We start from the raw sequence: 12,292 nt of genomic DNA, 5'->3' as shown, positions 1-12,292 counted from the left end.
GACCCCGAGGACATCATCGCCGACTTCAAGGCCGCGTTCGATACGCTGCTGTAAAAGCTGGAACCCCATATTCCGGCGTCCCCCGAGGGCGCCGGAATATTTTTTTCCGGACCTGCGAAAACCAGGAAGGGACGTTGACATTTCCGGCGGGGCGAATCTATAATGTTCCTCACGGAACACGACCCAATTACCCTTTGAGGCGGGAGCGTACATGAAGACGGAACGAACGGAACAGATTTTGAATTTCTGCTGTGAGATGGGCCGCCAGCTCATCCAGAACGGCGCGGAGATCTACCGGGTGGAGGACTCCATCAACCGGCTGCTCACCGCCTACGGCTATGAGGATACGGAGGTGTTCGCCATCCCCTCCTGCGTCATTTTGAACATCCAGGACGGCGGACACAACTACACCAAGTCCATCCGCATCCGCTCCTCCTTCATCAACCTGGACAAGCTGGAGCGGCTCAACAGCCTCTGCCGCCGGGTATGCCGGGACCGGCCCGCCCCCCGGGAGGCCTTTGCCCGGCTGGAGGAGGTGACGTCTGCGGCCAGCTATCCCCAGTATGTGAGCTACCTGGCCCACGGGTTCGTGGCGGTGTTTTTCACCCTCTTCTGGGGCGGCACGCTGCTGGACGCCTGCCTGGCCTTTTTCTGCGGCGCGGCGGTGAAGGCGTCGGTGGGATACCTGAGCCGGTACGACACCAACATCTTCTTCACCTACGTATGCTCCAGCATGGCCATGGTGCTGCTGCCCCTGGCCCTTTCCTATCTGGGCGTGCCCATCCACATGGACAAGATGGTCATCGGCGCCATCATGCTGCTGGTGCCCGGCATCGCCATCACTAACGTCATGCGGGACGTGATCGCCGGAGACTTTCTGACGGCGCTGACCAAGTTCGCCGAGGTGCTCATCATCGCCATGGCCCTGGCGGTGGGCATCGCCATCCCCGTGGGCCTGGCGCGGTTTTTCTGGGGGGTGATCTGAGATGGAGAAATTCCTCCCCTGCCTGTACGCCTTTTTGGGCTGCATGAGCTTCTGCTTTATCTTCCAGGTGCGCAAGCCCTTGTTTATGGTGCTTTGCAGCGCCATCGGCGCCGTGTCCTGGTGGGTGTATCTGCTGACGGAGCCCCTGGGCAGCGAGACGGCCCGGTTCTTTACCGCCACCATCGTGGTGTCGGTCCTGGCGGAGGTGCTGGCCCGGGTGCTCAAGGCGCCGGCCACCATCTTCCTCATCATCGGCATCATCCCCCTGGTGCCCGGCGGCGGGCTCTACTACACCATGGACTACCTCATCAACGGCGACTACCCCATGTTCTCCCGGGTGGGGCTCCAGACGGCGGCCAGCGCCGCCGCCATCGCCGTGGGCGCGTCGCTGGTCACGTCCATCGTCCGCATGCTCACCTGGCGCCGCCGCGCCGGGAAGCGGTAACGGTTTTCAGGCGGCCTCCTTCGGGAGGCCGCCTTTTTCGCCGCCGCTTGCGCCCGGCAGGGGAACATGGTATGATAACGCCGTAGTATCAAGAGAAATGGGGTAAACCATGAAGAAACTGGTAGCGGGCATCCTGGCCCATGTGGACGCGGGCAAGACCACCTTGTCGGAGGCCATGCTCTACCGCAGCGGCACGGTGCGCCGCCTGGGCCGGGTGGACCACGGCGACGCCTTTTTGGACACGGACGCCATGGAGCGGGAGCGGGGCATCACCATCTTTTCCAAGCAGGCACAGCTGCACCTGCCCGACGCGGAGATCACGCTGCTGGACACCCCCGGCCACGTGGACTTCTCCGCCGAGATGGAGCGGACGCTCCGGGTGCTGGACTGCGCCGTGCTGGTCATCAGCGGCACCGACGGCGTCCAGGGCCATACCCGGACGCTGTGGCGGCTATTGGAGCGGTACCAGGTGCCCGTGTTTTTGTTTGTCAACAAGATGGATCTGGCCGGGGCGGACCGGGCGCGGGTACTCTCGGAGCTGCGGGCGTCCCTGTCGTCGTCCATCGTAGATTTTTCCGCGCCGGAGGAGGCTGTCTGGGAGGAGGCCGCCGTGTGCGACGAGACGCTTCTGGACCGGTACCTCTCCCGGGGACGGCTGGAGGACGGGGACCTTGCCGGCCTCATCGCCCGGCGGGCCATGTTTCCCTGCTGGTTCGGCGCGGCCTTGAAGCTCACCGGCGTGGACGAGTTTTTGGAGGGCCTGGGGCGCTATGCCTCCATGCCGGACTACCCGGCGGAGTTCGGCGCCCGGATCTTCAAGGTGTCGCGGGACGCCCAGGGGGCCCGGCTCACCTGGATGAAGATCACCGGCGGCGCCCTGCGCGTCAAGGAGGCGGTGACCAACCGCCGTCCGGGCCGGGCGGAGGCGGAGATCTGGGAGGAGAAGGCCGACCAGCTGCGCATTTACTCCGGCGCCAAATTCCAGCTGACTGAACAGGCGGAGGCGGGCACCGTCTGCGCCGTCACCGGACTGACCCGTACCCGTCCCGGCCAGGGACTGGGCTTTGAGGCGGACTGGTCCGGGCCGGTGCTGGAGCCGGTGCTGACCTATCAGGTGTGCCTGCCGGAGGGGACGGACCCGCATACGGCCCTTTTGAAGCTCCGTCAGCTGGAAGAGGAGGACCCTCAGCTCCACATCGTCTGGGACGAGCACCTGCGCCAGATCCACGCCCAGCTCATGGGACCCGTGCAGATGGAGATTTTGGGACGGCTCATCCATGAGCGCTTCGGCATGGAGGTCACCTTCGGCGAGGGGGCCATTTTGTACCGGGAGACCATCGCCGCCCCGGTGGAGGGCATCGGCCACTTCGAGCCCCTGCGCCACTACGCGGAGGTGCATCTGCTGCTGGAGCCTCTGCCCCCCGGCAGCGGGCTGGTGCTGGCGACGGAGTGTCCGGAGGACCAGCTGGACCGGAACTGGCAGCGTCTGGTGCTGACCCATCTTTCCGAGCGGGAGCACCCCGGCGTCCTGGTGGGCGCGCCCATTACCGACATGAAGATCACCCTGGTGGCGGGCCGGGCCCACGTCAAGCACACGGAGGGCGGCGACTTCCGCCAGGCCACCTACCGGGCGGTGCGCCAGGGGCTTATGCAGGCGGAGAACATCCTGCTGGAGCCCTGGTACGACTTTACCCTGGAGGTGCCTGCCTCGCTGGTGGGCCGGGCGCTGAGCGACATCCAGCGCATGGGCGGCCAGACGCAGCCCCCTCAGACGGCGGGGGAGATGACCACCCTCACCGGCACGGCGCCGGTGAGCGCCATGCGCAACTACGCCCAGGAGGTCACCGCCTACACCCGGGGCACCGGTCACCTCCAGTGCGTGTTCCGGGGTTACGCCCCCTGCACCGACCAGGCGTCGGTGGTGGAGGCCGCCGGATACGACCCGGAGCGGGACGTGGACAACCCGCCGGACTCCGTGTTCTGCGAGCACGGGGCGGGCGTTACGGTCAAGTGGCAGGACGTGCCCGCCCGGGCCCATGTGGACAGCGGCCTGCGTCTGGGAGAGCCGGAGGAGGAAGCGGAGGACGCCGGACCGGACCGGAGCCGGGGAGAGCGGTACGCCGGTACCCTGGCCCAGGACAAGGAGCTTATGGCCATCTTCGAGCGCACCTACGGCCCGGTGAAGCAGCGCTCGTTCCAGCCGCCCCGCCCGCCCAAACGCCCCCAGAGCACGGACGGAGCGGAAAAGCGGCCCGTCCGTCCCCAAAAGGGCGGGGAGGAGTATCTGCTGGTGGACGGCTACAACATCATCTTCGCCTGGGACAGTCTCAAGACCGTGGCCCGGGACAACCTGGACGCCGCCCGCAAGCAGCTGTGCGACCTTCTGTGCAACTATCAGGGCGTGCGGAAATGCCATGTGATCGTGGTGTTCGACGCCTACAAGGTCAAGGGCGGCCTTGGGTCCGTGGAGAAATACCACAACATCCACGTGGTCTACACCAAGGAGGCGGAGACGGCGGACGCCTACATTGAAAAAGCCACCTACGAGATCGGCCGGGAGCACCGGGTGAAGGTGGCCACGTCCGACGGACCGGAGCAGCTCATCATTCTGGGCCACGGGGCACTGCGGCTGTCTGCCTCCGCATTCCTTGCGGAGGTGGAGGAGACCATGGCCCAGCTGGCGGCGGCCTTGCAGCGCAACAACCGTCCCGGCGGGCACCGTCCCGTGGGGCCCGCACTGCAAAAGGCCATGGAGAGGGAGGACGAGACATGATTCTGGCATTGCTGCTGGCCGCCGCCGTGGCGGCCGCCTGTACCGCTCTGCGGCACCGTCTGGACCGGCCGGAGCGCCGGGAGAGCCTGCATCTGGGGGGCCGGGTGCGCCTGACGGGCATGCATAACCGGGGCTCCGCCTTCGGACTGCTGCATCTTTCCCGGAAGTGCCTGGCGGGCGTCTCCCTGGTGGTGCTGCTGGTGTCGCTGCCGCTGTGCCGGCGCAGCCGGGTGGGCTGCGGATTGCTGCTGGGCGGCGGCGCCAGCAATCTCTGTGAGCGGCTGGGGGATGCGGGCGTGTTTGACTACATCCAGTTTCCCAAGGCGCCCGGCCGGATGAAACGCTACGTATACAACCTGGCGGACTTCGCCATCTTCCTGGGCGCGCTGCTGATTTCCCTGAGCAGGAAAACCTCGTTCAGACATTGACAAGAACCGGGGAGGGCGCGTAGAATAGAGGTGCGGAAAATGTGGAATACAGTTCCGCTATATGGAATCAACGGCGCTTGCGCCGGAATAAAGATAGGAGAATTACTGTGGAAACGATGAAGATGCCCTCCATGGACGCAGTGGCCCGCTTCAAGGCCGCCATGGACTCCGACCAGGGTGCCCTGGGCCCCTTTATGATTACCTCTGATCCCGCCTATGTGGAAGCCGCCGGCTACGCCGGATACGACTTCGTGCTGCTGGATATGGAGCACGGCCCCGGCACCTTTGCAAACCTCCAGAACCTGATCCGCGCCGCCAACGTGGCCGGCGTGTGCCCGGTGGTGCGCGTGCCCCGGGGCACCGACATCTGGGTGGACCGGGCCCTGGACGTGGGCGCCGGCGCACTGCTGGTGCCTCAGATCGACACCGCCGAGCAGGCCCGTGCCGTGATCTCCGCCGCCAAGTTCGCCCCCGTGGGCACCCGCGGCACCAACCGCTTCGTCCGCTCCGCTTGCTACGGCGCCAAGCCCGGCAGCGAGTACTTCGCCCAGGCCAATGAGACGGTGGTCATCCTCCAGGCCGAGGGCAAGAAGGCTGTGGATAACCTGGACGAGATCCTGGACGTGCCCGGCCTGGACGTGCTGTTCATCGGGCCCTACGACCTGTCCAGCTCCCTGGGCCATGTGGGTGAGGTGGATCACCCGGACGTGGTGGCCTGCATCCAGGGCATCATCGAAAAGGCCAACGCCAAGGGCGTGAAGCTGGGCTGCTTTGCCGACACCGTGGAGGGCGCCAAGAAGTGGCGGGACATGGGCATCAAGTTCGTGGGCTACACCTGCGACACGTACCTGTTCTACCAGGCGGCCAAGGCCGACGTGGAGGCCTTTGCAAACAAGTAATCCCGTACATAAAAAAGCGGACACCCATCCGGGTGTCCGCTTTTTTTATGGCTCCTCCGGGGCCTCCTTGTGGAGGGGAAGGCCCAGCTTCTCCATTTTCCGGTACAAGGTGGAAAGATGCAGCCCCATCCGCTGCGCCGCCTGACGCAGGTCCCCGCCGCATGCGTCCACCACGGCGGTGATGTACTGACGCTGGCACTGGTCCATGGCCTGCTGGTAGGGAAGGGAGGAATCCACGGCCGGCGGGGCGGGCCGCTCCACCACCACCGTGTCCATCTTCCGGAAGGACTTCAGGTCTACCAGGGTGTTCTTGCTCTCCACCATCATCCGCTCCACCGTGTTGCGCAGCTCCCGCACGTTGCCCGGCCAGTCGTACTGCTCCATGACCTGGATGGTCTCCGGACTGAGCCGCTTGGTGAAGCCGTACTTTTTGTTGAAGGCCTGGACGAAGTATTCCGCCAGGGGCCGCACGTCCTCCGCCCGCTCCCGCAGAGGCGGCACGTTGATGACCAGCACATTGAGCCGGTAGTAGAGGTCGGCCCGGAACGTCTTCTCCCGCACCATCTCCGCAAGGTTGCGGTTGGTGGCGGCGATGATCCGCACGTCGCTTTTGATGATCTGGTTGCTGCCCAGCCGCTTGATCTCGCCGTTTTCAATGATCCGAAGCAGCTTTGCCTGCAGCTCCAGGGGCATCTCGCCAATCTCGTCGAGAAATACCGTGCCCTTGTCGGCAAACTCGAAAAGGCCGATCTTGCCGTCCTTCATGCCGCCGGTGAACGTGCCCTTTTCATAGCCGAACATCTCCGCCTCCAGCAGGGAGGGAGGCAATGAGGCGCAGTTGATGGGAATGAACACCTGGTCGGCCCGGCTGCTTTTGGCGTGGATGTACTTGGCGAACAGCTCCTTGCCGGAGCCGGACTCCCCGTAGATGATGACGGTAGAGTCCACGGCGGCAATGTGGTCGGCGTACTCCAGCAGGCTGCGCATGGGCTGGCTCTCGGCGATGAGCATGTCCGGCGTCTTGTCCGTTGCCTGCATGAAGCGGATGACGCTGCGGACATTGTCCCGCTCCTGGTCGAATTTTTCCAGCAGCGTATAGAGCTCCCGTTCGTCCCAGCTGTAGGTGGGCACGTATTCCAGCTCCCCGTCCGGGCCGAAGTGAGGCCGGGAGAGGGCCAGCACCTGCTTGCCGGAGTCCTTGAGGGTGTGGTTGCTCAGGCACTCCTTCTTCGTCTCCAGGGTCTTGATGGACGAGGCGCTGGTGGCGTGGCAGTAGTCGTGGAGCGTATCGTAGATGGAAAGGCCCAGCAGGGTCTCACGGTCGATGCCCAGCAGCTTACAGCACCCGTCGTTGACATAGAGGAAGCGGCCTTTGCTGTCCGTGACCAGCATGCTGCCGAAGTAGTGCTCTGCCAGCACCTTCAAAAGCTCATACTCCCGCTGGGCGGCGGGATCTGCGGCAAGATTTGGAAATTCCATGGCGCCTCCTTTTTCGCGTTTCGCCAAAATGCGAAAATATATTTTGCAAAATTGCAAAAACAGTGGGATTTTTCTCCTACTATATCATGATGTTGCACATAAACGCAAGGATGATTTGTGGAAATAGTACAAGGATTTAGTTGGCACAAAAATTGCTTTATAGTTGGGACGTCTGACAGAAGCCGCACACGCGGCAAATCAAAAGGAGGGTAACGACTATGGAAGAAAAGCGCAGCGCGGTGGATCTGGAATCCACGGAGTACGATGTGGACCAGGTGGGCAACCTGGACGAGCGGCTGGAGGCCGGAAAAAAGGACGCGGCATTTTTCCACATCCTGGGCATCGCCTGCACGGTGATCGCCACCATCTGGATGTACGCCTTCGGCACCGGGGACCCGGCCCAGATGAAGTATCTGCTGGGGATGCCCATGTGGATCTCCGGCGCCATTTTGATCTACCTTGCCATGTTTGTGGTGGGCATGATCTACCTGGCCAAGTGGGAGGAATTCCCCCTGACGGCCCGCTTCAAGAAAAACCGGTCTGACAAGAAAGAGGGAGGGAATAAGGCATGAGCTACGATCTGGGAGGATTTTCCATCACCGCGTCCACGTCCCGGACGATGCTGGTGATTTTCGCCATCTACACGGTGGTCATTGTGGGCTTCGGCTTCTACATCAAGTATCAGTCCCGGAAGGGCAGCCAGGACGGTCTGGCCTCCTTCCTCACCGGCGGCGGCGGGCTGGGCGCCTTCGCCATCGCCATGATCGCCGCCACCAACTCCATGGCCGGCGGCACCATGATTACCGCCCCGGGCCTGGGCTATAAGGTGGGCTTCACCGCCGCCCTGGTCTACTACGCCGGCTTCCTCACCGCCGCCTACGGTCTTGGCAGCGTGGGCCGCAAGGTGGCCATCCTCCGGGACCGTACCGGCGCCGTCACCTTCCAGCAGCTGCTGGGCCTGCGGTTCCAGTCCAAGGCCGTGGTGGCTGCCCTGGCCATCACCGGCGCGTTCGGCCTGACCTTCTTCGCCGCCGGCCAGATCTCCGCCGGCGCCAAGGTGTTCGCCGCCGTCACCGGCACCAACGCCTACTATCTGGGCATTGTGCTGGTCATCGTCATCACCGTTATCTACACCCTCTCCGGCGGCATCAAGTCCATGGCCAAGGTGGCCGTCATCCAGGGCGTCATCATGCTGCTGGCCACCTTCGCCATCATCGGCATCCTCATTGCCACCAACGTGGAAAACCACGGCAGCGTCCGGGCCACCATGGAGTACCTGGGCTCCGCCTTCCCCGGCGCCATTCAGGCCAACACCGGCTTTAGCTTCTGGAACGCCATGGGTACGGCCCTGTTCGCCGGCGTAGGTCTGGGCGCGGTGCCCCATGCCCTGTCCGTCACCATGACCTACAACAACCACAAAAAGCTCAAGCAGGGCGTCATGATCTCCTGCTGCGTGTTCACTCTGGTCCAGGGCATCATGTGCTTCACCGGCCCCCTGACCTACGCCATCAACCCCAATCTGGAAACCGCCGACTACACCACCATCTTCAACGCCACCAACCTGCTGCCCTCCTGGGTGGGCGGTATCATCTTCTGCGGCATCTTCGCCGCCGTGCAGTCCTCTCTGGCGGGCCTTGCCATGGCAGGCGCCTCCATGCTGGCCAAGGACTTCATCGTCGACTGCTGCAAGCCCTCCACCCCCGCCAAGACCCAGAGCCGCATCAACACCACCTGCGTGCTGGTTATCGCCCTGATCGCCACCCTCATCGCCCTCAAGCCCTCTGAGCTGACCCAGTACATCATCAACTTCGCCCTGGCGGCCCTGGGCGCTGCCTGGTACTTCCCCGTGCTGGTGGGCATGTACTGGAAGAAGGCCACGGCCAAGGGCATGGTGGCCTCCATCGTGGGCGGCTTTGCCTCCTATGTGGTGTTCTACTTCCTCTCCAGCGTCATCCCCGCCACCAAGGCTTGGTGGGCTGCCTCCCTGGGCGGCGTCCACGCCTTCCTGCCTGCGTGGATTCTCTCGCTGGTGCTGCTGGTGGCGGTGAGCAAGGCCACGAAGAATGAGCGGATCAAGCTGGGCTACTTCCAGGTGTTCTTCTGCGCCGACTACGACGAGAAGTACGCCAAGGTAGACACCCTGAAGGACTGAACGGAGGAACATGAACCATGATTAAAAGCAGGGACAACTTTTTCCAGGTCAGCGACGGCGCCTGGATCTACTTTGAGGATTACGGCAAGGACAAGGGCGACCCCATCGTCATTCTCCACGGGTATCTGTGCTCTTCCAAGTTCTTCTATAAGAACATCGAGGGCCTCTCCGCCAACCACCGGCTGGTGCTGGTGGACTGGCGGGGCCACGGCTCCTCCTCCAAGACCCTCCAGAACCTGACCATGGAGCGCTGTGCCAAGGACATCCACGAGCTCATCGAGCACCTGGGACTGGAGGACGTGACGCTCCTGGGCTGGTCCATGGGCTCCAGCGTGGTCATGGAGTACTATGAGCAGTTCGGCGCGGACCACCTGAAGAAGATCGGCGTCATCGACAGCGCCCTGTATCCCTTCTCTCCCGAGAACTGGAACAGTCACTCCCTGGCGGGCTTCAACATGGACGGCATGACCGCCACGCTGGAAAACGCCATGGTCAACCACGACGCCTACACCCGGGCCTTTACCCGCATCTGCTTCCACGAGCCCCCCTGCAAGGAAGTGGAGGACTGGGTCAGCACGGAGATGAAAAAGCTGCCCGTGTACATCGCATTTGCCCTGTACAACGACTTCCTCTTCAAGGACTACACCCCCACGCTGCAAAAGATCACCATCCCCCTGATGATCTGCTGCGCGGACAGCGGCGCGATCCCCCGCGGCATCGCCATGGGCCGGCACTACCGGGACCTGGTGGGCGGCAAGTGCTACTACCACGAGTTTTTGAATCTGGGCCACGTCATGTTCCTGGAGGACCCGGAGCAGTTCAATGGCACGGTGCTGGAGTTTGTGGAGCAGTACGCCTGAGCATCATCAAATTGTTTTCCCCTCATTTTCCCCTCTCGAAAGCGCCCTGTCCCCATAAGGGACAGGGCGCTTTCATAAAAAAGAGGCCGGAGCTTATAAAAAGCTCCGGCCTCTGCTGCTTGATGGAAAGGGAAATTCCGCTCACACGCCGGCGTGCTTTTTCCAGGGCAGGCGGGGGGCGGTGCGCTGGGGAGGCGTAGTGCGCCAGCGGAGGCTGGTCTTGTTGAAAAGAGGCTCGCACACCAGCAAGATGGCGGGCATGAGGAAGATGCTCACCAGGGCGGAGATGCAGGCGCCCCGGGCCAGCATAATGCAGATGGCGCCGATCAGGTCGATGGACGAGACGAAGGACACGCCCAGCGTGGCGCAGAAGAGCACCAGGGCGCTGGTGATGATAGAGGCGTCGGAGGAGTCGGCGGCGATGGCGATGGCCTCTTTGGCCGTCTTTCCGCTGCGCAGCTCCTCCTGGAACCGGGAGGTCATCAAAATGGCGTAGTCCACGGTGGCGCCCAGCTGCACGCAGCTGATGATGGTGGGGGCGATGAAGGGGATCTGGGCGCCGGTGAAGTAGGAGCAGCCCTGGTTTAAGAAGATGGCCAGCTCAATGGTGGCCACCAGCACCGCCGGCACCGTCAGCGAGCGGAACACCACCGCGATGATGAGGAAGATGGCGGCGATGGAGATGTAGCTGGTGACGTTGAAGTCCACGGCGGCGGTGTCGATCAGGTCCCGGTACATGGCGCCCTCGCCGGTGATCATGGCGTCGGGGTCGTAGTCGTTGAGAATGGCCTGCATCTCGTCCAGCTGGGCGGCCACCTGGTCCGTGGCGGGCTCGTAGGAGGAGTTGACCATCATCAGCTGCCAGCCGTCCTGGCGGAGCATCTGACGCAGGTCCTCGGGCACGAAGAAGTCGGGAATTCCGGTGCCCAGCAGCGCGTGGTAGGACACCACGGAGGTGACGCCGTCCAGGGCCTCCAGCCGCTGCTCCAGCTCACTCATCTGGGAAGCGGTCAGGTCGTCCCGCAGCACGAGAAAATGGGAGGTGGCCATGTCGAAGTCCTCCTTGAGCTTTTCGTTGCTGACGATGGAGGGCAGGTCCTTGGGCAGGGACTCATCGAGCTTATAGTAGATATCCGCGTGGCTCTGGGCGTAGAAAGCGGGCAGAAACAGCACCAACGTCAGCACCACCAGGGCCCGCCGGTGCCGCAGCACGAAGCCGTTGACACGGTGGAAGCTGGGCAGGAGGGTCTTGTGCTTGTGGCGGTCGATCTGCTTGTCGAAGAGAAGCACCAGGCTGGGAAGCACCAGAATGACCGTGGCCACCCCCAGCACCACGCCCTTGGCCATGACGATGCCGATGTCCCTTCCCAGGGTCAGACGCATGAAGCAAAGGGCCAGGAAGCCGGCAATGGTGGTCAGACTGGAGCCGGACAGAGAGCGGAACGCGGCGCAGATGGCCTGGGCCATGGCGTCCCGCTTGTCACTGTAGTTGGCCCGCTCCTCCTCGTAGCGGCGGTAGAGGAAGATGGAGTAGTCCATGGTCACGCCCAATTGCAGTACCGCGGCGATGGCCTTGGTGATGTAGGAGATCTCGCCCAAGAAGACGTTGGTGCCGAAGTTGTAGACCACGGCGATGCCGATGCTGGCGAGAAACACGAAGGGCAGCACCGTGGACTCCAGCGTCAGCGCCATGGCGGCCAGGGCCAGCAAGATGGCCAGCCCCACGAAGAGAGGCAGCTCGCTGTCCATCACGTCCCGGGTGTCCTTGATGATGACGGAGAAGCCTGCCAGGAAGCACTTTTCATTGCACAGGCTGCGCACCTGACCGATGGCCTCCATCGTCTCGTCGGAGGCGCCGGGGTGGTCGTACTGGATGAGGATCATGGTGGCGTCCCCGGAGAAGAACAGGTCCCGGAAGGAGGCAGGGATCATGTCCGCGGGGATCTGGATGCCCACCAGATTGCTCAGCCACACGGCGTTGGACACGCCGGGCACGTCCTGGATCTCCTGTACCAGGTCGTTGGTGTAGCCGGCGGGCATGCCGTCCACAATGAGCATGCTGGTGGCGGCCATCTGAAAGGGGTCCTCCAGCAGCTGCTCACCCTGAGAGGAGGGCAGGTCCTGGGGAAGATAGGAGAGAATGTCGTAGTTGATGCGGGTGGCGGCGTAGCCAATGACGGAGGGAATGAGCATCACCAGCGCAATGGCTGCCACCAGCTTGGGCCTGCGGGTCAGGCCATGGGCAAATTTTTCAATCAAGTTCATCCACCT

10 protein-coding genes are annotated in these 12,292 nt (G+C 63.3%); 8 read left to right on the top strand and 2 right to left on the bottom strand.

Annotated elements, in window-relative coordinates; all coding sequences use genetic code 11:
* Nucleotides 1-211: 211 nt before the first annotated feature.
* The 5 genes from QZS13_RS03260 (at nt 212) to QZS13_RS03240 (ending at nt 5,530) form a co-directional block, all read left to right on the top strand.
* Nucleotides 212-985 carry a threonine/serine exporter ThrE family protein gene (locus QZS13_RS03260; protein WP_295585420.1) on the top strand — a complete coding sequence of 258 codons (774 nt, stop codon included), beginning with the start codon at nt 212-214 and terminating at the stop codon, nt 983-985.
* Between the two features lies 1 nt (nt 986).
* Nucleotides 987-1,430, top strand: a complete 444-nt coding sequence (locus tag QZS13_RS03255; RefSeq protein WP_295585418.1) for a threonine/serine exporter family protein — start codon at nt 987-989, stop codon at nt 1,428-1,430.
* 109 nt (nt 1,431-1,539) lie between these two features.
* A complete protein-coding gene (locus QZS13_RS03250; protein ID WP_295585416.1) occupies nt 1,540-4,203 on the top strand; it encodes a translation factor GTPase family protein in 2,664 nt (887 codons plus the stop codon).
* The gene (locus QZS13_RS03245; protein ID WP_295585414.1) at nt 4,200-4,631 is read left to right on the top strand and encodes a signal peptidase II; all 432 of its coding nucleotides are present in this window, start codon (nt 4,200-4,202) and stop codon (nt 4,629-4,631) included. The genes QZS13_RS03250 and QZS13_RS03245 overlap by 4 nt, the downstream gene beginning before the upstream one ends.
* A gap of 116 nt (nt 4,632-4,747) precedes the next feature.
* Nucleotides 4,748-5,530 carry an HpcH/HpaI aldolase/citrate lyase family protein gene (locus QZS13_RS03240; protein ID WP_295585422.1) on the top strand — a complete coding sequence of 261 codons (783 nt, stop codon included), beginning with the start codon at nt 4,748-4,750 and terminating at the stop codon, nt 5,528-5,530.
* A gap of 45 nt (nt 5,531-5,575) precedes the next feature.
* On the opposite strand, the gene QZS13_RS03235 is transcribed toward QZS13_RS03240, so the two are convergent.
* Nucleotides 5,576-7,009: a sigma-54-dependent Fis family transcriptional regulator gene (locus tag QZS13_RS03235; protein WP_295585412.1), complete on the bottom strand. Its 1,434-nt coding sequence runs from the start codon at nt 7,007-7,009 to the stop codon at nt 5,576-5,578.
* Between the two features lie 218 nt (nt 7,010-7,227).
* On the opposite strand from QZS13_RS03235, the gene QZS13_RS03230 reads away from it, so the two are divergent.
* Genes QZS13_RS03230 through QZS13_RS03220 form a run of 3 tightly spaced genes read left to right on the top strand, consistent with a single transcriptional unit; the run spans nt 7,228 to nt 10,021 of the window.
* Complete coding sequence (locus QZS13_RS03230) at nt 7,228-7,581, top strand: DUF997 family protein (protein ID WP_295585410.1); 354 nt, start codon at nt 7,228-7,230, stop codon at nt 7,579-7,581.
* Complete coding sequence (locus QZS13_RS03225) at nt 7,578-9,161, top strand: sodium:solute symporter family transporter (protein WP_295585408.1); 1,584 nt, start codon at nt 7,578-7,580, stop codon at nt 9,159-9,161. The genes QZS13_RS03230 and QZS13_RS03225 overlap by 4 nt, the downstream gene beginning before the upstream one ends.
* A 17-nt stretch (nt 9,162-9,178) precedes the next feature.
* Entirely contained in the window at nt 9,179-10,021 is an 843-nt protein-coding gene (locus tag QZS13_RS03220; RefSeq protein ID WP_295585406.1) for an alpha/beta fold hydrolase, read from the top strand.
* A 141-nt stretch (nt 10,022-10,162) separates the two neighbouring features.
* Here the strand turns inward: QZS13_RS03220 and QZS13_RS03215 are convergent, their stop codons facing one another.
* Entirely contained in the window at nt 10,163-12,286 is a 2,124-nt protein-coding gene (locus QZS13_RS03215) for an RND family transporter (RefSeq protein ID WP_295585404.1), read from the bottom strand.
* Nucleotides 12,287-12,292: the final 6 nt, after the last annotated feature.

The organism is uncultured Oscillibacter sp., assembly GCF_900546705.1.
Lineage (GTDB): Bacteria > Bacillota > Clostridia > Oscillospirales > Oscillospiraceae > Oscillibacter.
Note: the sequence above shows the minus strand (reverse complement) of the source record. Positions and strands in the feature narration are given on the sequence as shown.

Bases quoted from the DNA above. Each gene is read 5' to 3' on its own strand.
- QZS13_RS03220 (WP_295585406.1), top strand. From the start codon at position 9,179: ATGATTAAAAGCAGGGACAACTTTTTCCAGGTCAGCGACGGCGCCTGG.
- QZS13_RS03225 (WP_295585408.1), top strand. From the start codon at position 7,578: ATGAGCTACGATCTGGGAGGATTTTCCATCACCGCGTCCACGTCCCGG.
- QZS13_RS03255 (WP_295585418.1), top strand. From the start codon at position 987: ATGGAGAAATTCCTCCCCTGCCTGTACGCCTTTTTGGGCTGCATGAGC.
- QZS13_RS03260 (WP_295585420.1), top strand. From the start codon at position 212: ATGAAGACGGAACGAACGGAACAGATTTTGAATTTCTGCTGTGAGATG.
- QZS13_RS03240 (WP_295585422.1), top strand. From the start codon at position 4,748: ATGAAGATGCCCTCCATGGACGCAGTGGCCCGCTTCAAGGCCGCCATG.
- QZS13_RS03230 (WP_295585410.1), top strand. From the start codon at position 7,228: ATGGAAGAAAAGCGCAGCGCGGTGGATCTGGAATCCACGGAGTACGAT.
- QZS13_RS03245 (WP_295585414.1), top strand. From the start codon at position 4,200: ATGATTCTGGCATTGCTGCTGGCCGCCGCCGTGGCGGCCGCCTGTACC.
- QZS13_RS03235 (WP_295585412.1), bottom strand. From the start codon at position 7,009: ATGGAATTTCCAAATCTTGCCGCAGATCCCGCCGCCCAGCGGGAGTAT.
- QZS13_RS03215 (WP_295585404.1), bottom strand. From the start codon at position 12,286: ATGAACTTGATTGAAAAATTTGCCCATGGCCTGACCCGCAGGCCCAAG.
- QZS13_RS03250 (WP_295585416.1), top strand. From the start codon at position 1,540: ATGAAGAAACTGGTAGCGGGCATCCTGGCCCATGTGGACGCGGGCAAG.